General features: G+C 72.7%; 20 protein-coding genes. 8 read left to right on the forward strand and 12 right to left on the reverse strand.

The window, feature by feature from the left end:
• Nucleotides 1-265 precede the first annotated feature (265 nt).
• Genes ACIQMV_RS06415 through ACIQMV_RS06435 form a run of 5 tightly spaced genes read left to right on the forward strand, consistent with a single transcriptional unit; the run spans nucleotide 266 to nucleotide 5,959 of the window.
• Nucleotides 266-3,106 (forward strand): nitrate- and nitrite sensing domain-containing protein, encoded by a 2,841-nt coding sequence (locus tag ACIQMV_RS06415; RefSeq protein WP_402591556.1) that lies wholly within the window; start codon nucleotides 266-268, stop codon nucleotides 3,104-3,106.
• Nucleotides 3,103-3,609: a roadblock/LC7 domain-containing protein gene (locus ACIQMV_RS06420; RefSeq protein WP_141358442.1), complete on the forward strand. Its 507-nt coding sequence runs from the start codon at nucleotides 3,103-3,105 to the stop codon at nucleotides 3,607-3,609. Before ACIQMV_RS06415 ends, ACIQMV_RS06420 begins: the two co-directional genes overlap by 4 nt.
• Nucleotides 3,606-4,019 (forward strand): DUF742 domain-containing protein, encoded by a 414-nt coding sequence (locus ACIQMV_RS06425; protein ID WP_141358440.1) that lies wholly within the window; start codon nucleotides 3,606-3,608, stop codon nucleotides 4,017-4,019. Before ACIQMV_RS06420 ends, ACIQMV_RS06425 begins: the two co-directional genes overlap by 4 nt.
• Nucleotides 4,000-4,638 carry a GTP-binding protein gene (locus ACIQMV_RS06430; protein ID WP_401780414.1) on the forward strand — a complete coding sequence of 213 codons (639 nt, stop codon included), beginning with the start codon at nucleotides 4,000-4,002 and terminating at the stop codon, nucleotides 4,636-4,638. Before ACIQMV_RS06425 ends, ACIQMV_RS06430 begins: the two co-directional genes overlap by 20 nt.
• Before the next feature lie 58 nt (nucleotides 4,639-4,696).
• On the forward strand, nucleotides 4,697-5,959 hold the full coding sequence (locus ACIQMV_RS06435) for a styrene monooxygenase/indole monooxygenase family protein (RefSeq protein ID WP_401780412.1): 1,263 nt from the start codon (nucleotides 4,697-4,699) through the stop codon (nucleotides 5,957-5,959).
• Here ACIQMV_RS06435 and ACIQMV_RS06440 read toward each other — a convergent pair.
• From ACIQMV_RS06440 to ACIQMV_RS06455, 4 genes are all read right to left on the reverse strand, one after another.
• Nucleotides 5,923-7,074 carry an NlpC/P60 family protein gene (locus ACIQMV_RS06440; protein ID WP_402591559.1) on the reverse strand — a complete coding sequence of 384 codons (1,152 nt, stop codon included), beginning with the start codon at nucleotides 7,072-7,074 and terminating at the stop codon, nucleotides 5,923-5,925. The genes ACIQMV_RS06435 and ACIQMV_RS06440 overlap by 37 nt on opposite strands.
• A 103-nt stretch (nucleotides 7,075-7,177) precedes the next feature.
• Nucleotides 7,178-7,498, reverse strand: coding sequence for a hypothetical protein (locus ACIQMV_RS06445; protein WP_402591561.1), 321 nt, complete (start codon nucleotides 7,496-7,498; stop codon nucleotides 7,178-7,180).
• Entirely contained in the window at nucleotides 7,491-8,150 is a 660-nt protein-coding gene (locus ACIQMV_RS06450; RefSeq protein ID WP_141358430.1) for a TetR/AcrR family transcriptional regulator, read from the reverse strand. The genes ACIQMV_RS06445 and ACIQMV_RS06450 overlap by 8 nt, the downstream gene beginning before the upstream one ends.
• Before the next feature lie 934 nt (nucleotides 8,151-9,084).
• The gene (locus ACIQMV_RS06455) at nucleotides 9,085-10,023 is read right to left on the reverse strand and encodes a diiron oxygenase (RefSeq protein WP_402591563.1); all 939 of its coding nucleotides are present in this window, start codon (nucleotides 10,021-10,023) and stop codon (nucleotides 9,085-9,087) included.
• A gap of 152 nt (nucleotides 10,024-10,175) precedes the next feature.
• On the opposite strand from ACIQMV_RS06455, the gene ACIQMV_RS06460 reads away from it, so the two are divergent.
• Nucleotides 10,176-11,288, forward strand: a complete 1,113-nt coding sequence (locus ACIQMV_RS06460; RefSeq protein WP_402591928.1) for a ferritin-like domain-containing protein — start codon at nucleotides 10,176-10,178, stop codon at nucleotides 11,286-11,288.
• Here the strand turns inward: ACIQMV_RS06460 and ACIQMV_RS06465 are convergent.
• The 7 genes from ACIQMV_RS06465 to ACIQMV_RS06495 all read right to left on the reverse strand — a co-directional run bounded on the left by ACIQMV_RS06465 (nucleotide 11,270) and on the right by ACIQMV_RS06495 (nucleotide 18,131).
• Nucleotides 11,270-11,788 (reverse strand): DUF3291 domain-containing protein, encoded by a 519-nt coding sequence (locus ACIQMV_RS06465; RefSeq protein ID WP_402591565.1) that lies wholly within the window; start codon nucleotides 11,786-11,788, stop codon nucleotides 11,270-11,272. The two genes, ACIQMV_RS06460 and ACIQMV_RS06465, sit on opposite strands and share 19 nt — an antisense overlap.
• Nucleotides 11,789-11,832: 44 nt before the next feature.
• Complete coding sequence (locus ACIQMV_RS06470; protein WP_402591567.1) at nucleotides 11,833-13,302, reverse strand: penicillin-binding transpeptidase domain-containing protein; 1,470 nt, start codon at nucleotides 13,300-13,302, stop codon at nucleotides 11,833-11,835.
• A 19-nt stretch (nucleotides 13,303-13,321) separates the two neighbouring features.
• Nucleotides 13,322-14,683, reverse strand: coding sequence for an FtsW/RodA/SpoVE family cell cycle protein (locus tag ACIQMV_RS06475; RefSeq protein WP_402591569.1), 1,362 nt, complete (start codon nucleotides 14,681-14,683; stop codon nucleotides 13,322-13,324).
• A gap of 43 nt (nucleotides 14,684-14,726) precedes the next feature.
• A complete protein-coding gene (locus tag ACIQMV_RS06480; protein ID WP_402591571.1) occupies nucleotides 14,727-15,161 on the reverse strand; it encodes an SH3 domain-containing protein in 435 nt (144 codons plus the stop codon).
• Nucleotides 15,162-15,326: 165 nt separating this feature from the next.
• Nucleotides 15,327-16,667: an ATP-binding protein gene (locus ACIQMV_RS06485; RefSeq protein ID WP_402591573.1), complete on the reverse strand. Its 1,341-nt coding sequence runs from the start codon at nucleotides 16,665-16,667 to the stop codon at nucleotides 15,327-15,329.
• Entirely contained in the window at nucleotides 16,664-17,461 is a 798-nt protein-coding gene (locus ACIQMV_RS06490) for a hypothetical protein (RefSeq protein WP_402591575.1), read from the reverse strand. Before ACIQMV_RS06490 ends, ACIQMV_RS06485 begins: the two co-directional genes overlap by 4 nt.
• A 163-nt stretch (nucleotides 17,462-17,624) precedes the next feature.
• A complete protein-coding gene (locus ACIQMV_RS06495; protein ID WP_402591577.1) occupies nucleotides 17,625-18,131 on the reverse strand; it encodes a dual specificity protein phosphatase family protein in 507 nt (168 codons plus the stop codon).
• 156 nt (nucleotides 18,132-18,287) lie between these two features.
• Here ACIQMV_RS06495 and ACIQMV_RS06500 point away from each other — a divergent pair, with 156 nt between their 5' ends.
• Entirely contained in the window at nucleotides 18,288-19,100 is an 813-nt protein-coding gene (locus ACIQMV_RS06500) for a nuclease-related domain-containing protein (protein ID WP_141358412.1), read from the forward strand.
• 264 nt (nucleotides 19,101-19,364) lie between these two features.
• Here the strand turns inward: ACIQMV_RS06500 and ligD are convergent, their stop codons facing one another.
• Nucleotides 19,365-20,246: a non-homologous end-joining DNA ligase gene (gene ligD, locus ACIQMV_RS06505; RefSeq protein WP_402591580.1), complete on the reverse strand. Its 882-nt coding sequence runs from the start codon at nucleotides 20,244-20,246 to the stop codon at nucleotides 19,365-19,367.
• A 110-nt stretch (nucleotides 20,247-20,356) separates the two neighbouring features.
• On the opposite strand from ligD, the gene ACIQMV_RS06510 reads away from it, so the two are divergent.
• Entirely contained in the window at nucleotides 20,357-21,427 is a 1,071-nt protein-coding gene (locus tag ACIQMV_RS06510) for a Ku protein (RefSeq protein ID WP_402591582.1), read from the forward strand.
• The last annotated feature ends 148 nt before the right edge of the window (nucleotides 21,428-21,575 follow it).

Below are 21,575 nucleotides of genomic sequence, written 5' to 3' on the forward strand. Positions count from 1 at the left end.
ACGTCCAACCGGCCCACCGCACCGTGCCGGTGCACGCGCCGGAGGAACTTGCCCGCCAACTCCCCTCCGGGGTTCACTCCTTCGGGTGGCCGGTCGGACGATGCAGGACCACTGCCCACCGGCACTGGGAGGGTCGGGAACCGATGCAGGTCCCCCCTGCTCGAGCGGAGTCGAGAACGTGGGGAGGGTGTACGCACCTGTCCGCGCCAGCTGACGGGGCACCACCCGGGCCCATGAGTACACGAGTACAGGAATGCGAGCACCGGTGCAGAAGAAGCGGCCTCGGCGCGCAGGCAAGCAGACGGCCATGGCAGGAGACCCGGCGCAGACGCCCGGCACGCCCCCCGTCACCCCCGTCGGCAAGGGCCGTCCCACGCATGTACGCAACCGTCTGATCGCCGCCGTCGCCGTCGTGGCCGCCGCGGTGGCAGGCGCGGGCGCGCCCTCCCTGATAGCCGCCTCCGGGCAGGTGAGCGACACCCAGAACCTGGTGACGCTCGCCGGGCAGACCCAGGACGCGCTCACCCTCGCCCACTCGCTGGCCGACGAGCGCGACGAGGTCACCTCCTACGTCGCCGCCGGCCGCCCCGGGTCCAAGGCGCCCTCCGAGCAGCGCAGCACCCGCGTGGACCGCCAGGTCGACGAGCTGCGCGCCGACCAGGACATGCCGGCCTGGCTGCGCGAGGACCTCGACGGCATCGCCGCCGTACGCCGCTCCGCGCTCACCGGGCAGAGCACCGCCCTCCAGGTCCACCAGGCGTACTCCACCGCCATCACCGACCTGCACAAGCTGGCCGAGCAGCTGGCCGAGCGGATGTCCACGCGGGCCGGTACCGGCGCCCACGCGCTCGCCGAGCTCGACACCGCCGTCCAGCAGGCCGCCGCGGCCCGCGGGCTGCTGCTCGGGGCGCTGAACGTGCCGTACACCACGCAGACCGTCTACAGCCCCGTCACCGGACTGCCCACGCAGGCCAACACCTCCTCGGAGGCCGAGACCAAGCAGCGCGACGCTCTGAGCGCCGCCGCCCAGCAGGCCCGGCTGCGCTCCGACGCCGCCCTCGCCGGCTTCCGCGACAACGCGCCGCAGGCGGCCCGCACGTCGTACGACTCCACGGTGAGCGGGGCCGAGGTCGACAGCGCGGAGAAGTACCTCGCCTCGCTCACCCAGCAGCCGACGCTCTCCGACAGCGACCTGGACACCAGCGTCAAGAAGGCCGACGCCGCGCTCAGCGCCCGCCTCGACCTGATGCGCGGCGCGGAGTCCTCCCTGTACGACCGCCGTACCAAGGACCTGGCGCAGCTCCGTGACGACGACGTCACCGCGCTGGAGATCCGCATCGCCCTGCTCGGCGCCCTGCTGCTGGTCACCATCGGCATCGCCACCGGGCTCGCCCGCACCCTGACCCGGCCGCTCGCGGTGCTGCGCCTGGGCTCGGCCCGGCTGGCCGGCGCGCAGGACCCGGCCACCGAGGAACCCGTCAAGTTCACCGGTCGCAACGACGAGTTCGCGCAGGTCGTCCGCTCTGTCAACACCCTGCACGCGCAGGCCGTCGCGCTCGCCGAGCGGATCGCCACCCTGGAGACCGACCGCAAGCACCTGGTCGGCCAGCGCCAGAAGATGGCCGACGCCCGCGAGGAACTGCGCGCCGAACTCGCCGACTCCGCCGCCCAGCTGGAGCGGCTGCGCAGCGGCATAGGCGGCAGCTTCGTCAATCTGGCGCTGCGCACGCTCGGCCTGGTGGAACGGCAACTCACCGTCATCGAGGGCCTGGAGGACCGCGAGCAGGACCCGGACCGGCTGTCCACCCTCTTCAAGCTCGACCACTTCGCCACGGTCATGCGCCGGCACAGCGAGAACCTCCTCGTGCTGGCCGGCTCCGAGCACGTCCAGCAGCACGCCGGGCCGGTCCCGCTGGTCGACGTCGTGCGCGCCGCGGTCAGCGAGATCGAGCGCTACGAGCGCGTCCGCATCGCCGCGCTGCCGCCGCACGCGCACGTGGCGGGCTTCGCGGCGGACGACCTGTCCCACCTGCTGGCCGAACTCATGGAGAACGCCACCTCGTTCTCCCCGCCCGACCAGCCCGTCGAGGTCTCCGGCTGGCTCCTGGAGAACGGCGAGGTCATGCTCTCCGTCCAGGACGAGGGCATCGGCGTGCCCGAGGAGCGGCTGACCCGGCTCAACGCCCGCCTCACCGAGTTCGACCCGAAGTCCGCCTACGACAAGGAGGGCGACCAGGGTCTGGGCCTCGGCCTGTACGTCGTGGCCCGCCTCGCCCACCGGCACGGCATCCGTGTGCAGCTGCGCGAGCAGAAGCAGGGCGGCATCGCGGCCGTCGTGGTCGTCCCCAAGTCCGTGCTGGCGACCGCGCCCGCCTCCGCCGTCGCGGACTCCGCCCAGGCCCCGGGAGAGGCCCCCGCGGTCTCCCTGCCCGGCGCCGACGCCGAGGCCAACTCCAATGTCCTGCCCGCCCGCGCCGAGGGCACCGACCCCCTGGTCGCGCTGGCCGAGAAGGCCGTGCGCGAGGCGGAGGCGGCGGACGAGGAACCGGCCGGCGGGGATGCGGCGCACGAGGAGCCGGTGAACGAGAGACCGGTCACCGGGGAACCGGCGGACGAGGGCCCGGCATCGCTGTCCGAGACGACGATGGAACTCCTGCTCCCGTCGCCCGCGGGGGAGCCGGATCCGGCGCGCCCGCACCCCGTCACCACCGACGTCGAGCAGGCCCCGCAGGGGCCGTCCGCACCCGACCGGGAAGCTCCCACGGGCACCGCGGCCGGGAGCGAACCGGCTGAGGACGAGGCCGGCCGCATCACACTGCCCCGGCAGCAGAACACCCCCGCCGACGGCGAAGCCGAGGCGGAACACCACCGGACCCCCGATGCGTCGGAGGACGACGAGGTCACCGCCAAGGGCCTGCCCAAGCGGACCCCGAAGATATCCGCCCCCGCCCCGGCCCCGCGCCAGCGCAGCGCTTCCGTGGACGCCGAGGCACTCCGTCGCCGCCTGGGTGGCTTCCACCGGGGAGCACGGGAGGGCTACCGCGAGGCGGAGGCGGAGATCGCCGACCAGAACACGGGGGGCACAGTCGAGGAGGCAAGCAGTTGACCGCGCCCAGTACCTTCGGACTGAGCAGTGAGGCCCGCAACCTGCACTGGCTGCTGACCAACCTCGTCGAGGAGGTCCCCGGCATCGAATCCGTGGCCGTGGTCTCCTCCGACGGGCTCCTGCTCCTCTCCTCGGACCCCGGCCGCAACGACGAGGCCCGCCAGGCCCGCGAGGCGCGCACCGGTCCCCGCGGCTCCGCCGCCGACCTCGCCACCATCGTCTCCGGCATCGGCAGCCTCACCTTGGGCGCCGCCAAGCTGATGGACTCCGGTGCGGTGAAGCACACGATGGTCGCGATGGACGAGGGCAGCCTGTTCGTGATGTCGATCAGCGACGGGTCGCTGCTCGGCGTGCACGGCTCCGCGGAGTGCGACATGAGCGTCGTGGCGTACCACATGGCGCTCTTCGTCGGCCGCGCCGGACACGTCCTGACGCCGGAACTCCGCAGTGAGCTGCGCCAGTCCCTGGAAACCGACGGGAGTACCCAAGGAGCGGCCCGATGAGTGGTACGTCCAAACGGCAGCTCCCCGTTCGCGGCGGCGACCGCAAGGCCTCCCGCGTACGCCCCTATTCGCTCACCGGCGGCCGTACCCGCTTCGGCCACGTCCTCCTGGTGGAGACGTTCGTGGCCGCGCTGGAGGCCCCGGAGGAGCGCAAGGAGCTGACCAACGGCTCGCTCGCCAACCAGGGCATGCCCGAGGTGCGGGCCATCGTCGAACTGTGCCGCCGGATGCGGACGGTGGCGGAGATCGCCGCGCTGCTGAAGATGCCGCTCGGCGTGGTCCGCGTGCTCCTGAGCGATCTCGCGGACCAGGGAAAGATCCGTGTGTACGGAACCGGAACCGGTCATGGCACGGGCCGGCCGGACCGCGTGCTGCTGGAAAGGGTGCTGAGTGGACTCCGCCGTCTCTGACGCCGCCGTGGGCGTCCCCCCGCTCGTCGAGGCCGACGAGGCCCCGCAGCCCTGGCAGACGGACCGTAGCCGTGCCCCGGTCGCCACGAAGATCGTGGTGGCCGGCGGCTTCGGCGTCGGCAAGACCACACTGGTCACCGCCGTCTCGGAGATCACGCCGCTGCAGACCGAGGCGCTGATGACCGAGGCGAGCGAGGAGACCGACGACCTCACCGAGACGCCGGACAAGGTGACGACCACCGTCGCCATGGACTACGGCCGGATCACGCTCGACGACGACCTCGTGCTCTACGTGTTCGGCACGCCGGGCCAGCAGCGGTTCTGGTTCATGTGGGACGACCTGGTGCGCGGCGCGATCGGCGCCGTGGTCCTGGCCGACACCCGCCGTCTGAAGGACTGCTTCCCGGCGCTGGACTACTTCGAGAGCTGCGGGCTGCCGTACGTCGTCGCCGTCAACCACTTCGAGGGCAGCGAGCAGTTCGACCCGGAGGACGTGCGCGAGGCGCTCACGATACCCCCACACATACCTGTCATGATCATGGACGCGCGGCGCCGGATCTCGGCCATCGAGACCCTGCTGGCCCTCGTGGCCCACGCACTCGAGGAGACCCCGGAGTAGTACCCGCTCCCCGAGCAGTCCAGCGAGCAGTTCCGAAGCCGTAGGAGGCAGCACCCGTATGCGGAAGATACTCGTCGTGGGGGCCGGGCAGTCCGGTCTCCAGCTGGCCCTCGGACTCCAGTCCCACGGGTACGAGGTCACCCTGATGTCGAACCGGACCTCGGACGAGATCCGCACCGGTCGGGTCATGTCGACGCAGTGCATGTTCCACACGGCCCTCCAGCACGAGCGCGACCTGAAGCTGAACTTCTGGGAGTCCCAGGCTCCGAACATCGAGGGCCTCGGCGTCTCGGTGGCCGCCCCCGGCTCCTTCGACCCCGGTCCCTCGCAGCGCGCGATCGACTGGGTGGGCAGGCTCGACGGGTACGCGCAGTCGGTCGACCAGCGGGTGAAGATGGCGGGCTGGATGGAGACGTTCGCCCAGCGCGGCGGCCAGCTCGTCATCCACGGCGCCGCGGTCGGCGACCTGGACTACTTCTCCCGTACGTACGACCTCGTCCTCGTCTCGGCGGGCAAGGGCGAGCTGGTGAAGATGTTCGAGCGGGACGCCTCCCGCTCCCCGTACAGCGAGCCGCAGCGCGCGCTGGCGGTGGCGTACGTGCACGGCCTGGCACCGCGCCCGGAGCACCCGGAGTTCGACGCGGTCCGCTGCAACCTGGTGCCCGGCGTCGGCGAGATGTTCATCATGCCGACCCACACCCTCTCCGGCCGTGCCGACATCCTCTTCTGGGAGGGCATACCGGGCGGCCCGCTCGACGCCTTCCGCGGCGTCAAGGACCCGTCCGAGCACCTCGCCCTGACGCTGGACCTGATGAAGACGTTCCTGCCCTGGGAGCACGCCCGGACCGCCGGCGTCGAACTCACGGACGCGGGCGGCACGCTCGCCGGCCGTTACGCCCCGACCGTGCGCCAGCCGATCGGCCGGCTGCCCGGCGGCGGCCTGGTCCTCGGTGTCGCGGACGTCGTCGTCGCCAACGACCCGATCACCGGCCAGGGCTCCAACTCGGCCTCCAAGTGCGCCGCCGCATACCTGGCCGCCATCGTCGAGCACGGCGACAAGCCGTTCGACGAGGAGTGGATGCGGCAGACGTTCGACCGCTACTGGGCCACCGCCCGGCACGTCACCAAGTGGACCAACGCCATGCTGGCCCCGCCGCCGGAGCACGTCCTGAACGTCCTCGGGGCGGCGGGCCAGCTCCAGCCGGTCGCCGACCGCTTCGTGAACTGCTTCGACGACCCGTCCGACCTGGAGAACTTCTTCTTCGACCCGGACAAGGCCCAGGCCTACCTCGCCGAGGTCTCCGAGGCGTCCGCCGTATAGAGACTCGCGTCCGGCCCGGCCAGGGCACCCTCGGGGAGTCTCGGCGGTGTGTACCACCGCAGGGGCTCCCCGCCCGGATCGGGCCGTACGGCGCCCAGCACCGGGTTGGCCGCGACCGGTGACACCTTCACCCTGGCTCCGGGCCGCGGGGCCTGCACCACCATCCCGTCGCCGAGGTAGAGGGCGACATGCGTGGCCTGCGGGAAGTAGACGACCAGGTCGCCGGGCCTGAGAGCGCCGAGCGGGATGTGCTTCAGCCGCGCCCACTGCTCCTGACTGGTGCGCGGGATGGGCGTCCCGGCGTGCTCCCAGGCCTGTGAGGTCAGCCCCGAGCAGTCGTACGCCCGCGGGCCCACGGCGCCCCACTGGTACGGCTTGCCGAGCTGACGCACGGCGTAGCGCACGGCCTCGTCGCCCTCCGGCGACGGCGTGCGGGCACCGCTGAGCACCCCGGAGGCCAGGAAAGGGCTCTGCGCCGCGGTGATCCCGTTCGTCTCCCTCCGGGCGAGCGCCGTCACCTGCTCGGCGCTGAGCGAGGCCAGCAGCTTCTCCACGTCGCGCAGCCGTCCCTGGACGTCGTCCCGCGCCTGCTGCTGCCGCCGGGCGAGCACCAGCCGGGTGTCGACCGCCTTGCGGGCCTCGTGGGCGAGGTCGGCGGCCTTCTTCTCGTCGCCGGTGAGCCGGTCGACCGTCTCGGCCCGCTCCCGCGCCAGTTGCCCGATCAACTCCCCCTCCGCCAGGGCGTGCTGCGGATCGGGTGCCAGCAGCAGCCGCAGGTACGGGGAGAGTCCGGTGCCGCTGCCCTGGTACTGCAGAAGGGCCAGCCGTGCCGCCTTCGCGCGGCTGTCGCTCAGGGCGCGCCGGGCGGCGCCGAGGTCGGCGTCGATGCGGTCGGCCTCGGCGCGCTGCCGCTTCAGCTGCTCGGCGGTGGAGTTGTAGGTCTCGGTGGCCTGTTCGGCCTGCCGGTACAGCGTGTGAAGGTCCGTCAGCAGCTGGGCGACGGACCGCTGTCCGGGCTGCTGCGGCTCCGGCGTGGCCACGGCGGCCACCGGTACGAAGGCGGCCTGTGCCGCCACCGCCGCCGTACACACCAGACGCGGCACCCTTCCTGACACGACATCACCTCCCGTGCGGGGCGGTGTTTCCGCTCCGCACCGTGAGGATTCGACGTATGAACGGATTTTCTGTGCCGATGGTGCGCCGTACGGCGCAACGAGGTCACCCGTCGGTGGCGTCCGGCTTGCCGCCGGCCCGGTTCTCCGGCTTGGACCACGGCCATGTCAGCCGGCCGCCGCTCCTGCCCTCGGGGTCGAACTCGTACTTCCAGCCCCTGGGCAGTCCCAGGCGCTTGCTGTGCCCGCGCGGCACCCGCCGGTAGACGAGCACGGTCGGCGGGCCGCCCGCGGCGTCCGGCACCGGGATGCGGTAGGTCTTCGGCGGGTTCCCGGTGGGTCCCACCAGCACGGGCAGCACCCGCCCGTCCATGGGGCCGCCCTCGAAGGGGGTGTCTTCGCTCTTCACGGCACCAGTGTCAGCCATCCGCAGAGGCCAGGGCGCGCCCCACCAGCTCGGCGGTCTGCGCGTCCCGGGCGGCGGTCACCGTGAGCACGGCCGCGAACTGCTCGACCAGCCAGTCCCGCAGCTCCTCGGCGGGTGGCTGCTTGTCCTCGTCCAGCCAGATCAGGGAGGCGGCCTCCACGGCCGTGATCCACATCCGCACGGTCATGCGCAGCCGGGGGCCGGGGTCCGTGACCTCCAGATGGCTCAGGATCCGCTCGGCGGCGGCCCGGCGCACGCCGTCCACGATGGCCGTCGTGCGGGAGGTCTCCACCACGCTGCCGCCCTGGAGCAGGGCGGTGAACCCGGCGTCGTGCTGGTCGACGAAGGCCAGGTACCGGTCCAGGGCGCGGGCGAGGCGGGGCAGCAGCGGGCCCTGCTGCGGTTCGTCGAAGCAGTGCCTCAGCTCATCGGCGGCGGACCGCAGGGCGGCCTCGTACAGCTGCTGCTTGCCGCCCGGGAAGTAGCGGTACACCAGCGGACGCGACACCCCCGCCGCCTCCGCCACGTCGTCCAGCGACACCTCCTCGGGCGCCCGGTGCGCGAAGAGGGACAGAGCCGCGTCGAGCAACTGGGCCCGCCGCTCCTCGACACTGAGGCGACGGTACGCGGGACTGGACGCGGCAGGGCTCATGACCAGCAGCGTAATCGGCCTCAGCGGCCCACGGACCTACGCCCACGCCCCCAGCCCCCCGGTACGGCCACGCCCACTCCGGCCCGTCCCGGCTGCCGCCGGAGCGGGCACGCCGGAGCGGGCACGTCGGATCGGGCGCGACGGATCGGGCGTGGCGGATCGGGCGTGGCGGATCGGGCGTGGCGGATCGGGCGCGCGACCGGGGGTGGCGGACTGGGCGCGCGAACGGGGACGCGGCCAGGGGTGGCGGACTGGGCGCGCGAACGGGGGGCGCGAGCCGGGACGGCGCACCGTGCCCGGCGCAGCGGGGGTACGGGGCCCCGGAGCCACCGCCGTGCCGCGCACCGCCGTGCCGCGTCGCTTCCGCGGTCCCGCGTGGCCCGTGCCCTCAGGCGGGAGGGCTCGACCTTGCGGCGTCGGGTGGCCGTGGGGTCCCCGCGCGGCTTCCCGGCCTGGCGCTTGGTCCTGCCGCGGCTTCCCGGCCTGGCGCTTGGTCCTGCCGCGGCTTCCCGGCCTGGCGCTTGGTCCTGCCGCGGCTCCCCGGTCCGGCGCTTGGTCCTGCCGCGGCTTCCCGGTCCGGCGCCGGGCCCTGCCGCGGCTCCCCGGTCTCTGGCGTCTGGCCCTGCGCGGCCCGTGGCCCCCCGCGATGCCAGCTTTCGCCGGTCGGGCGGCTTCGCACGCCGTGCGGGTTGGTGCAGCCCTCGGGTCGTGCGGCCCGGCACGGGTCCGCTGGGCCGCCCGGGGTGTCTCGGGCTGCGTCCGTGCCGTGGGCTCGCCCCTGCGGCGGGCGGCGCTGACGGTTCGGCGGTGGGACCGGCCGGATCCGTATCGCGTCGGCGGTACCGGACATGGGGGAGCCGCTGTCAGGGGCCGCCCCCGTGTCGAGGCCGGCGGCGCCGGGCCCCTCATCGCTCCCGTGGGGGTGCCGGTCGGGTCAGGCCAGGAGGCCCGAGGACTGCCAGAGGCGGCGGCCGACTCCGCGGAGGACGCCGATGTCGTCCAGGAAGTCCGTCAGGCGCTTCGCGCCCGTCTGCATGACCTCCCGCCGGTGCCCGCTCGCCTTCACCTGGGCCATCGCCTCCCGTTTGTCGAGGCCCACGTTCGCGTACACCTCGGGGTTGACGAAGGCGACCGAGAAGACCCGGGCGAACTCGCCCGAGGTGATCCGGGTGAACTCCTGCGACCACTTCGGCGCCGTCATCATCTGCCGGCGCAACTCCTCGCGGGCGTAACGGACATGGCGCGCCTCCTCCACGACGTGGATCCGCGTGACGCCCCGGATCAGCGGCTGCACCCGCTCGTCCGGGAACGTCAGCCGCTGCATCCAGTCCAGGACCTCCTCACCGAGCAGGGTCGCGGTGAAGGACCCGGGGGTCGTGGAGATCGTCTTGAAGAGCCGGCCGAGGTTCTGGTGCGCCCGGCTCACCGGGTACCAGGGCGTCTCGCCCCGCGATATGACGCGGGCGAACATCTTCGAGTGCCGGCACTCGTCCTCGATCTCGGTCAGCGCGTACCGCACGTGCGCGCTCGTGGCCGCCTTGTCGTAGATGTGCCGTACGAGCAGCTGCATGAGGATCAGCTCGAACCAGATGCCGAGCGAGGCGAGCGCCGCAGCCTCGTGCCGGGAGAGCAGGATCCGCTGCTCCTCGCCCATCCGCTTCCACAGCGGTGTGTCGTACAGCGACACCAGCTCCGGCGGCCAGAACCACTTGCCCTCCTTGAAGGGCGCGTCCCAGTCCAGTTCCCTGTCCGGGTCGAAGGAGTGCTTGGCGGAAGAGTCGAGCAGCCGCTCGGCCACCTGCTCCCGGTCCTTGAGCAGGCCGAGCGCGTCGCGCAGGCCTGAGAGCGCGCCGCCTTCCGTCACGGTCGTCATGGCTGTCCCACCTCGTCGTACGGGATGTGGCCGGGTCGGCTGGTTACCCGCGGGTCAGGTTCTCCGCCTCTTATGAGACTGCCTGTCAGCAAGCCAGTCAATGGCTTGCGCACGACTTGTTGACTCAACGTCTACGTGTGAACCTGCGAAGTATGCCGACCTACGACCTGTACGCCAGGAATCCGGGGGACTCGCGCTGGCAGGTCCCCGCGACCGGCGCGGCTCGATTCAGCTGGGAGTACGACGACGGCCGCGACCGCCTTCTCGCCCTCTATCAGAAGGGCAAGGACAAGCAGTGGGACGGGCAGAAGCGGATCGACTGGGATCTGCAGGTGGACCCGTACGATCCGCTCGGCACCCCCGACGAGGCGATGACCCTCTACGGCACCCCGCACTGGGCGAAGATGACCGACCGTGACAAGGGCGAGCTGCGCCGCCACTTCGCGTCCTGGCAGTTCAGCCAGTTCCTGCACGGCGAGCAGGGCGCGATGATCTGCGCCGCGCGGATCGTGGAGTCCGTCCCCGACCTGGACGCCAAGTTCTACTCGGCGACCCAGACCATGGACGAGGCCCGGCACGCCGAGATCTACGGCCGCTTCCTGCACGAGAAGATCGGGATGCTCTACCCGATCAACGACAACCTCCAGTCCCTCCTCGGCGACACCCTCCGCGACAGCCGCTGGGACATGCCGTACCTGGGCATGCAGGTGCTGATCGAGGGCCTCGCCCTGGCGGCCTTCGGCATGATCCGCGACACTACGAACAAGCCTCTGCCCAAGCAGATCCTCGCCTACGTCATGCAGGACGAGGCCCGCCACGTCGCCTTCGGCCGCATGGCCCTGCGCGACTACTACCGGCAGCTCACCGACGCCGAACTGCGCGAACGCGAGGAGTTCGTCATCGAGGGCTGCTACTTGATGCGCGACCGGCTGCGCGGGGTGGAGGTCCTGGAGAACTTCGGCATCCCCAGGGCGGAGGCCGACGAACTCAGCGAGCACTCCGAATTCCTCCAGCTCTTCCGCCAGTTGCTCTTCAGCCGCATCGTCCCCTGCGTCAAGGACATCGGCCTGTGGGGCAAACGCCTCCAGCAGGCCTACGTCGACATGGGCGTCTTCGAGATGGGCGACTCCAGCCTGGACCAGCTCATGGCCCAGGACGAGGAGATCGCCGAGAAACTGGACGCGGAACGCTTCGCGGCCGAGGAGCGGGAGCGGGTGGCGGAGGTCGAGGAGGCGGTCGAGGAGGGTCAGCGCCTCACCGACTGATCACCCGGCTGCTCGGGCGCCCCACCGGCCACCGGCACCGCCTGCCGGGGCGGAAACGACGCCCGCAGGGTGAACGCGTACTCCGTCGGACCGTGCGCACGGAGGTGGAGGAGCCGCTCCTCCGCCTCCGCGACCGTGGGACGGTGACCCGCCGGAACCCACCACAGCGCGGTGACCGCCTCCGTCGGCCGCTCGAAGAACTCCCGGCGGCGGGCGAGCATCTCCCGGTGCCGGCCCCGGTACATGTAGGCCGTCAGGGCCTTCGCGTCCCGCCACACCGACATGTTGACGATCAGCCACGCGTCGCCGAACACCGCCACGTCCGTCGCGTTGCCGGAGTCGTCCTTCAGCCGCCAGACGAAACCGTCCGCGGCGTCCGCGTGGGCGTTCACCGGGTCGAGCGCGTCCACGAAGGCCTTCAACTGCGGTGAGTCCAGAGGGGCGTTGAGGCGGGCGATGTTGACCTGGGCGAGTTCGTGCACCGATGCCGGAATCGTCATGCCCGAACGGTAGGGCGGCCACGGTGCCCCCGGGCACCCCCGTCTCACCCAGCGGGCGGCGCGTGCAGCACCGTCTCCATCACCGCCTTGGCGATCGGCGCCGCCGTACCGCCGCCGCTGATGTCGCCCCGCCGCGCGGACGCGTCCTCCACCACCACCGCGACCGCGACCCTCGGCTCCACGTCGTCGTCGCCCTGCGCCCAGGAGACGAACCAGGCGTACGGCGTACCGGCGTTGCCCAGGCCGTGCTGGGCGGTGCCGGTCTTGCCGCCCACCGTGGCCCCGGGGATCGCCGCGTTCCCGCCGGTGCCCTCGGTGACCACGTCGGTCATCAGCTCCCGCAGCCGCGCCGCGGTCGCCGGAAGCATCACCTGCCGCGCGGGCCGGGAGCCGGCCGTGGAGACCGTGCCCCCGTTTTGGCGGGTGGTCCGCTCCACGAGGTACGGCGGCCGCGCCTGCCCGCCGTTCGCGACCGCGGCCGCCACCATCGCCATCTGAAGCGGGGTGGCCCGCGTGTTGTACTGCCCGATCGACGACAGCGCGAGCTGCGCCCGGTCCACCCGGGTGTCGAACGTGCTCGGCGAGACCGAGAAGGGAATCCTCACCTTCTTGTCGTTGAAGCCGAACCCCTCCGCCGCGGCCCGCATGCCCCGCACCCCCACGTCCACGCCCAGCTTCGCGAACACCGTGTTGCACGACCACTCGAACGCATGCCGCAGGGAGGCGTTCGCGCAGTCGTCGGCCTCGTTGTACAGCCACGTATTCGTGCCCGGCAGCAGATACGGGTCGGGGGAGTCGGTCGGCTCGTCCAGATCCCGCACCACGCCCGCGTCCAGCGCGGCTGCCGCGGTGACCACCTTGAACGTCGACCCCGGCGGATACGTCTGCCGCACCGCCCGGTTCAGCATCGGTCGCTCCGGGTCCTCGTTCAGCCGTGCCCACATCGCCGACACCGTCGGCCTGTTCCCGGACAGCAGCGAGGGGTCGTACGAGGGCGTGGACACCAGCGCCAGGATCCGCCCCGACGTCGGCTCGATCGCCGCGACCGCCCCCTTGCGTCCGCCCAGCCCCTCGAACGCGGCCCGCTGGGCGGCCGGGTCGATCGTCGTCACCACATTGCCGCCCGGGCTCCGCCCGCCCGCGACGCCCCGCCACAGCCCGAACCCGGCGAGCATCGGATCGGAGCCCGACAGCACCGCGTCCTCGGAGTACTCCAGGAGCGTCGTCCCGTACAGCTGCGAGGCGAAGCCGGTCACCGGCGCGTACAACGGCCCGTCCGTGTAGGTCCGTTCGAAGCGCAGTTGCTCCCGGGTGTCCTTGGAGCCGGTGACCGGCCGGCCGCCGACCAGGATCTCGCCGCGCGGCTGCTGGTAACGGGCGATGGCGGGACGGCGGTTGGCCGGGTTGCCGCCGTACGTCGGGCTCTGGAGCACCTGCAGCCAGGCGATGTTCACCAGGAGCGCCACCAGCAGCAGCACGCAGAAGGCCGCGGCATGCCGGATGCACCGGGTCAACGGACGGCCTCCTCACGGGTCACGGGGCCACCGTCCCGTCGTAGTCCCGGCGCGCCACATGGCTCACCCGGATCAGCAGCGCGACGATCGTCCAGTTGGTCACGACCGACGAGCCGCCCTGCGCCAGGAACGGCATCGCCAGTCCGGTCAGCGGGATCAGGCCGGTCACCCCGCCCGCGATCACGAACACCTGGAGCGCCATGAGCGAGGCGAGCCCGGCCGCGAGCAGCCGGCCGAAGGGGTCGCGCACGGCGAGGCCGGCCCGGTAGCCGCGCTCGACGAACAGCGCGTACAGCAGGAAGACCGCGGACAGCCCGGCCAGACCCAGTTCCTCCCCGGCGGTGGCCAGGATGAAGTCCGACTTGACGGCGAAGCCGACGAGGATCGAGTGACCGAGGCCCAGCCCGGTGCCGGTCACCCCGCCCGCCGCGAAGGAGAACAGCGACTGGGCCACCTGGCCGGGCCCCTGACCGGCCTCGATGGACGCGAACGGGTGCAGCCACTCCCCGAACCGGCTGTGCACGTGCGGCTCCAGCGAGCCGACGGCGACCGCGCCGGCCGTCGCGAGGAGCACCCCGACCGCGATCCAGCCGATGCGGCCGGTGGCCACGTACAGCATGACGACGAACAACCCGAAGAACAGCAGCGAGGTGCCGAGGTCGCGTTCCAGAACCAGCACGCAGACGCTCAGCAGCCAGACCGTGACCACCGGCCCCAGCACCCGGCCGGTGGGCAGTTGCAGCCGCCACACCCGGCGGCCGCTGTACGCCAGCGCGCCGCGGTTGGCGGCCAGGTACGCGGCGAAGAACACCGCGAGCAGCACCTTCGCGAACTCGCCCGGCTGGATGGAGAGCTCGCCCACCCGGATCCAGATGCGGGCGCCGTTGACGGCGGGGAAGAGGATCGGCATCGTGAGCAGGGCGAGCGCGCTGGCGACACCGAGGTAGGCGTAGCGCTGGAGCCACCGGTGGTCGCGCAGCACCAGCACCACCAGGATGAACAGCCCCACGCCCAGCGTGGACCACACCAGTTGGGCGGGCGCGGCCTCGTCGCCCGGTGTCTCCAGGTCGAGCCGGTAGATCAGCACCAGGCCCAGCCCGTTGAGCAGTACGGCGATGGGCAGCAGCAGCGGGTCGGCGTACGGCGCGCGCAGGCGCACCGCGATGTGCGCGACCAGCGCGAGTACGCCGAGCCCGGCGCCGTATCCTGCGGCGCCGGGCGGGACGGCGCCGTTCCTCGCCAGGCCGACGGCGCAGTAGCCGCACACCGGCAGCAGGACGGCGAGGACGATGAGGAAGAGTTCGACGCCGCGGCGCCGGGGGAGGCGGTCGGCGGGCGCGGACGGGGCAGCCGCTGCCACGGTGGTTCCGGCCTGAGTCATGTCCGGAACCTACCCAAAAGGAGCGGTTTGTCCGCCCTGGGTGTCAGCACCAGCGCGGCGAGGGCCCGACGTTGGCGATGTGGCGCGCCGAGCCCCACGCCCAGATGCCGTCCGAGAGCAGGTACCACACGCGGTTGCCGTTCACCCGCGGGCCCAGCGTCTTGCAGTGGATCCACACGAGCCGGCCCGGCCGGGCCACCTGGAGCACCCGGCTGTCGCGGTCGGGGTGGGTGCGCAGGACGAGCCCGCCGCGGGCCGTGACGACGCCCCGGTAGGAGCGCGGGTGGCGGTGGCCGGGGGTGCCGCTGTCCTGTCCGGCCGTGCTCGGCCGGGGCGGCGTGCTGTGCTGGGCGGCCGCCGTCCGGTGACCGCTCCGGCCGCCGTCGTCGGCGGCGGCGGGTGCCACGGCGACCGTGGAGAGGAGGGCGCCGGTGGCGGCCGCCACGGCCAGTCGGGTGAGGGGGGAGAGCGGGGACATGCAGTACCTCCACCTGAGGCGGCGAAGCCCTTCGAGGACGGGCGAATCTGACTAACCGCCACATTAGGAGTGCCGCCTCCCGGAGGCCCGTCACACTGAGCCATCAGGGCGCAGCCGACTGAGAAGGCGTCACCCGGTGCTGGGCCGGGCTCGTCCTGGGACGGGTCACCTGGACGCGGTGTCAGCCGGTCCCGCGTCATCCCGGACGGTGCCGCCGGCCGCGTCCGGCCCCGAAGGCGCGGGCGGCTCCTGAGGAAGCGTCAATGTCGCCACCGCCCCGCCCTCCGGCGTGTTGGCGAACTCCAGCCGGGCGCCCAGCACCTCCGCCTGGCCCAGGGCGATGGTCAGCCCGAGCCCGTGCCCGGTCGCGCCGCCCTCCGTACGGAAGCGCTGGGGGCCGTGCGCCACGAGGTACTCCGGGTAGCCGTCGCCGTGGTCCCGCACGGTGACCACCGGCCCGTCCACGGTCAGCACCACCGGCGGCCGGCCGTGGCTGTGCGCGTTGGCCACGAGGTTGCCCAGCACCCGCTCCAGCCGCCGCCGGTCGGTCTCCACGTACACGTCCCGTACGACCCTGACTCGCGTGTCCGTCCCGGCGGCGGCCCCCGCCGCGCTCGCCGCCCGCACCGCTCGCTCGGCCACCGAGCCGAGGTACCCGGTGTCCAGGACCGGCAGCTCCCGCCCGGTGTCCAGCCGGGAGATCTCCAGCAGGTCCTCGGTGAGCGTGCGCAGTGCGGCCACCCGGTCGCGGACCAGTTCGGTGGGGCGGCCCGGCGGCAGCAGTTCGGCCGCCGCGTGCAGCCCGGTCAGCGGGGTGCGCAGCTCGTGCGCCACGTCCGCGGTGAACCGCTGCTCGGCCAGCAGTTTGCCCTGGAGCGACGACGCCATGGAGTCCAGCGCCGCGGCGACCGCGGCCACCTCGTCGTGCGGGCGGGACGCGTCCCGCGTCAGAGGGTCGTGCACGCGCGCGTCCAGGTCGCCCGCGCTGATCCGCCGGGCCACGCGCGCGGTGGCGTGCAGCCGCCGGGTCACCCGGGTCACCGCGAACGCGCCGACCAGCAGGGTCGCCCCGATCGCCAGCAACGACGACCACAGGATGGACTGGTCCAGCGCGTCGATGGTGCGGGCCTGCTGCGAGTAGTCGACCGCCACGGCCAGCGTCCGCCCCCGGTCGGCGGGCCCGGCCGCCCACATCGTGGGGCGCCCGTGGTGCATGTCGACCATCGTGCCGCGCTGTCCGCTCGCCGCCAGCCGCCGCAGTCGCTCCGGCAGTCCCTCGGGGTCGACGCCGGCGCCCGGCAGCAGCGTGTCGCCCGACTCGTACGCGGTCGTGGCGTCCTTCAGCCGGGACAGGGCGAGAGTGCGTGCCTGTCCCACGGTCTGGTCGGTCACCGAGACGTGCACGAGAACGCCGAGCAGCGCGGCGAGCGCGCAGCACATCACCGTGATGAAGGCCGCGGACTTCACCGCGAGCGTCCCGGCCCACCGGGGCAGCGCGACCCTCATCGCACGCCCGCGGAGGAGGAGGGGGCGGGGGAGGAGGGGACGGGTGAGGGAGCGGGGGAGGGCGCGCGGGTGGACGGGAGCGGGGAGGCGGCGAGGGGCGAGTGGGTACGCGCGTGCGTGGGCCGGTGCCGGCCGGTGCGCAGGAACTCGTCGCGCGAGAACACCATCGCCCGCTGCTCCGGGTCCCAGGACCACGTGGTGCGGTACTCGTACCCGGCGATCCCGGCCGGCGAGCGGATGATCACGGCCCGTCCGGCCAGTTCCACGCCGATCACCGCGTCGTCGTTGGCGAACACCTGCTGCAGCCGGTGCCCCTCGAAGGTGTAGACGCGCACCGCGGTCTGGTTGGTCGGGTACAGCCGGAAGCCCAGTGCCATGTCGTCGTGCCCGTCACCGGTGAGGTCCCGGTAGTACGCCCGCATGACGGGACACCGCGACGGGTCCTCCCCCCGGCCGCACTTGGCGAGCCGGTCGGCCGTGTCCTGGTACGGAGCCCTGGCGTTCGTGTAGGCGTCCGGATGCGCGGCCACCTCGGCCCGTACGACGGCCACCGGGTCGACCGCGTGGATGTCGTCGCCGGGAGCGGTGACGCCCTTGACCGTCTCGATCTGTATCTCGTCGTAGGGCCAGGCGGGGCTGGCCGCCGGGCGCAGCGAGGGCCACAGCCGGGCCGGGCTGACCGCGGTCGGCGTGGGTCCCGCGCCGCGCAGCCCGCCCGCGTCGCCGCAGGCAGCCGTCGTCGCCGTCAGCAGGGTGGCGAGGGCGGCGACCAGGGCGGAGCGTCTGCGGTACACGTTTCTCCGGTGGCTGGAGGAGAGCTGGGGAGAGGGAACGGCGCGGGTAACAGCCTCGTACACCCTATTCGTTTCGTATGGAAGTCCCTTTTGCTCACGGGCTTTCGTTTCCCCTGGGGGGCCGCGGGCGGCCGCCGGTCGGAGCGCATCTTCGGTGAAACGGTTACTCGGCCAGTTCCTCCAGCAGTCGTGCCGTCGACAGGCCCGTCCGCAGATAGTCGACGAACAGATCGTTGTGCAGCGCCCAGGGGGAGCGGCGGGCACGGATCAGCCGGATCGCCTCCTCGGCGGAGCGTCCCTGGCGGACCAGCGCGTGCGCGATCACCAGCCCCGAGCGGTTGTAACCGGAGTAGCAGCGCACGAGGACCCGGCGGTCCTGGTCCACCGCGTCACAGGCGGCCCGGGCCAGCCGCATCACCCCGGTGAGCTGCGTCCCGTCCAGCGGCCCGTCGGGTATCGGCCACACATGGTGCTCGACACCCGGGTCGGGCCCGTGTCCCGGCAGCCTGAGCAGGGTCTGCACAAGATCGAACTCATCGCGCACGACGGCGAGTTCCAGTTGCCCGGAGTGCGTCCTGAACTCGTGCCCGCCCATCCACAGGCCGGGCACGATCTCGCTCCACGGGCTGTCCGGAGCCGGTACGTCGGGCTGCTTCCTGCGGGTTCGCAACGGCGCCTCCCCAACTCCCCCTCCCCATCGGAGCCCGTCCTCGGGCTCCCGCCCGCCTGGCGGCGTCGGGCGTCCGACGGCAGGCTCTCTCAAGGTAGCCAAGTTCTTGCCCCGGGAGCACCCCGCCTGTTCCCATGGTCGTGGGGGTGATGGTGCATGAGCGGACACCGCGGACTGCGCGTCATACCGACCTGGCGCCACGGACAGGAACGGCTGTACGTCTGCCGGCCCGACGGCAGGAACATCGCCTGGTACGACCGTGAGGCCGCCCGGGTCAACCTCCTCAGCGAGGGTGAGCAGGAGGACGTGCTCCAGGCCCTGGGCCCCTTCCTCACCGGCCCGGTGGCGGTGGGCCCGCCCCCTGTGCCCACCCCCGCCGAACTCGCCCGTCTGAGTCTGCACCCGGACGACGACCTGGCCCCCAACCGCCCCGGCGAGGCGCTGCTGATCGCGCTGGACCGCGAGCCCGCCCCCGCTCACCGCATCCGCCCGGACCCGCGCCGCCGCGCCCTGACCGCCGAGCAGACGGTGGGCGAGGCCCTGGACCACCTCGACGGCGCCGGCTGGCACGCCCTCCACTCCGTCCCGCTGCCCGGCGGCGACCGCATCCACCACCTGGTCATCGGCCCCGGCGGCCTCTTCGCCGTCCACGCCCTGTACGCCCGCAAGCAGCGCGTCCGCATCGACGACCCGATGGTCGCCCTCGGCCGGCACGACCCCGCCCCCCTCCTGCGCGACCTCCGCGGCCGGGCCGACCGGGCCTCCTACGCCCTGACGGCCGAGGTGCGCCCCCTCCTGGTCCTGACGGACCCGGCCGCCCTCCGCGTCACCGCCCGGCCCAGGGGCGTACGCGTCCTGGAACCCGCCGACCTGGGGAACCTGACCCGCCTGGGCGCCCTGCTGAAACCGGCGGACGTGGAAGCACTCCACGCGATGGCGAGGGACCGCAGGACGTGGGAGCGGGTGTGACCCGGCGGCCGGGCCGAGCGGGTGTGACCCGGCGGCCGGGCCGAGCGGGTGTGACCGGATGACCTGGTTCCCCCGAGCGGTGTGACCGGACGGCCGGGTGCCGCCCGAGTGGTGTGACCGGACGGCCGGGTGCCGCCCGAGTGGTGTGGCCGGAGGGCCGGGTGCCGCCCGAGTGTTGTGACCGGACGGCCGGGTGCCGCCCCAGCGGGTGTGACCAGACGGCCGGGTGCCGCCCGAGTGGTGTGACCGGACGGCGGTTTCGTCTCACGGCAGCGCGGCCGCGCGCCCAGGGTCCAGCAGGGGGGCCAGCAGGTCACCGTGGTCCCGCAGACGGGGCACGATGTCGCGCGCCCGGAACTCCAGCCGCCCCGGCGCCCGGCACTCCGCCACCTCCTCCCACGTGACCGGCGCCGAGACCGCCGGCTCCCGGCGGGCCCGCAGCGTGTAGGGCGCCGCCGTGGTCTTCCGCGCCGCGTTCTGACTCCAGTCGACGAACACCTTCCCCGGGCGCAGACTCCGCGTCATCCGGTGCAGCACCAGATCGGGCATGGCACGCTCCGCCTCCACGGCGAGCCCCTTCGCGTACTCGGACGTCCGCGCGCTCGAAGCCCCCCGTACCGCGGCCAGCAGATGCAGCCCCTTCGATCCGGACGTCTTCGCGTGCGCCTCGATCCCGTCCTCGGCCAGCCGCTCCCGCAGCCACAACGCCACCCGGCAGCAGTCCACGACACTCGCCGGCGCCCCGGGGTCCAGGTCGAACACCAGCCGGTCGGCCTCCTCGGGTGCCTCGGCCAGCCACTGCGGGGTGTGGAACTCGGTCACCAGGTTGGCCGCCCACATCAGACTCGGCAGATCCTGCACGAGGACCATCCGGGCCGCCCCCGCCGATCTCGGCACCTCGGCCGTCGTCACCCACTCGGGCGTACCCGGCGGCACGTTCTTGGCGAAGAACACCTGCCCGTCCGGCCCGTCCGGGTACCGCAGGAAGGACACCGGCCGGTCCCGCAGATGGGGCAGCAGCGCGTCGGCGACCGTCGCGTAGTAGTGCAGCACCTCCCCCTTGGTGAACCCGCTCGCGGGATACAGCACCTTGTCCAGGTTGCTGAGCGCGAGCCGTCGCCCCTCCACCTCCGTGATCGGCGCCATACGATAAGAAAACCATGGAAACTGCTTGAATCATGAGAAACAGACCAGGCGGAACAGGCAGCTCAGACAGGTCACGCAGTTCGTACTGATCCATCCGGAAGGTTCTGCACGTGCGATCCATTTGGAACGGCGCCATCTCGTTCGGCCTGGTCAGCATCCCGATCAAGCTCGTGAACGCGACCGAGAGCCACACCATCTCCTTCCGTCAGATCCACACCGAGGACGGCGGCCGCATCCGCTACCGCAAGGTGTGCGAACTGGAGGATCGCGAGGTCACCCAGGCGGAGATCGGCAAGGCCTACGAGGACGCGGACGGCAGCATCATCCCGATCACCGACGAGGACCTGGCCCACCTGCCGCTGCCCACCGCGAAGACGATCGACATCGTGGCCTTCGTCCCGGCCGAACGGATCGACCCCCTCCAGATGGAGAACGCGTACTACCTGGCCGCGAGCGGCGCCCCCGCCGCCAAGCCGTACACCCTGCTGCGCGAGGCCCTCAAGCGCAGCCAGAAGGTGGCGATCGCGAAGTTCGCCCTGCGCGGCCGCGAGCGCCTGGGCATGCTCCGCGTGGTCGACGACGTCATCGCCATGCACGGCCTGCTCTGGCCCGACGAGATCCGCGCCCCCCAGGGCGTGGCCCCGGACGTCGACGTCACCGTCCGCGACAAGGAACTGGACCTCGCCGACGCCCTCATGGACACCCTGGGCGAGGTCGACATCCAGGACCTCCACGACGAGTACCGCGAGGCGCTGGAGGAGGTCATCGCCGCCAAGGCCGCGGGCGAGGCGCCCCCCGAGGCCCCCGAGCCCGCCCCCGGCGGGAAGGTCCTCGACCTGATGGCCGCCCTGGAGAAGAGCGTGCGTGCGGCCAAGCGGTCCAGGGGCGAGGAAGTGGAGGAGGAGGCGGCCGGGGAGCCGGCGGAGGAGGCCGAGGAGGCCGAGGTCAGGCATCTCCCGCGTGGCAAGCGGGCCGGCGCCGCGGCCAAGAGGACCACCGCCGGGAAGCCGGCTCCCGCGGCGAAGAAGACCGCGGCGAAGAAGACGACGGCCGCCGCGAAGAAGTCCACGTCCAAGGCGGCGCAGTCGTCGCGGTCCGCGAAGAAGACCGCGTCGACCGCCAAGAGCACGGCGAAGAAGACCCCGGCGAAGAAGACGGCCTCCCGCAAGCGCACCGCGTGAGGACGGGCCTTGCCCGGCTCCCGCCGCACGAGGCCCGTCCCGTCACCGTGAGTTGGGCGGAGTGTCCGGTGGTGGTGTGCGGCAGGTCACGCCCGCCGCCAGGATGACGGTGTGTGACGCGCGGCACGTCGACCGGCGGTGCCCGGCC

It is taken from the genome of Streptomyces sp. NPDC091412 (assembly GCF_044756885.1).
Taxonomy (GTDB): domain Bacteria; phylum Actinomycetota; class Actinomycetes; order Streptomycetales; family Streptomycetaceae; genus Streptomyces.

Excerpts from the sequence above, each read along its gene's own strand:
- ligD (WP_402591580.1), bottom strand. The coding sequence starts at position 20,246 with ATGGCGCCGATCACGGAGGTGGAGGGGCGACGGCTCGCGCTCAGCAAC.
- ACIQMV_RS06465 (WP_402591565.1), bottom strand. The coding sequence starts at position 11,788 with ATGACGATTCCGGCATCGGTGCACGAACTCGCCCAGGTCAACATCGCC.
- ACIQMV_RS06460 (WP_402591928.1), top strand. The coding sequence starts at position 10,176 with ATGCCGACCTACGACCTGTACGCCAGGAATCCGGGGGACTCGCGCTGG.
- ACIQMV_RS06485 (WP_402591573.1), bottom strand. The coding sequence starts at position 16,667 with ATGAGGGTCGCGCTGCCCCGGTGGGCCGGGACGCTCGCGGTGAAGTCC.
- ACIQMV_RS06480 (WP_402591571.1), bottom strand. The coding sequence starts at position 15,161 with ATGTCCCCGCTCTCCCCCCTCACCCGACTGGCCGTGGCGGCCGCCACC.
- ACIQMV_RS06425 (WP_141358440.1), top strand. The coding sequence starts at position 3,606 with ATGAGTGGTACGTCCAAACGGCAGCTCCCCGTTCGCGGCGGCGACCGC.
- ACIQMV_RS06455 (WP_402591563.1), bottom strand. The coding sequence starts at position 10,023 with ATGACGACCGTGACGGAAGGCGGCGCGCTCTCAGGCCTGCGCGACGCG.
- ACIQMV_RS06445 (WP_402591561.1), bottom strand. The coding sequence starts at position 7,498 with ATGGCTGACACTGGTGCCGTGAAGAGCGAAGACACCCCCTTCGAGGGC.
- ACIQMV_RS06450 (WP_141358430.1), bottom strand. The coding sequence starts at position 8,150 with ATGAGCCCTGCCGCGTCCAGTCCCGCGTACCGTCGCCTCAGTGTCGAG.
- ACIQMV_RS06435 (WP_401780412.1), top strand. The coding sequence starts at position 4,697 with ATGCGGAAGATACTCGTCGTGGGGGCCGGGCAGTCCGGTCTCCAGCTG.
- ACIQMV_RS06500 (WP_141358412.1), top strand. The coding sequence starts at position 18,288 with ATGAGCGGACACCGCGGACTGCGCGTCATACCGACCTGGCGCCACGGA.
- ACIQMV_RS06475 (WP_402591569.1), bottom strand. The coding sequence starts at position 14,683 with ATGACTCAGGCCGGAACCACCGTGGCAGCGGCTGCCCCGTCCGCGCCC.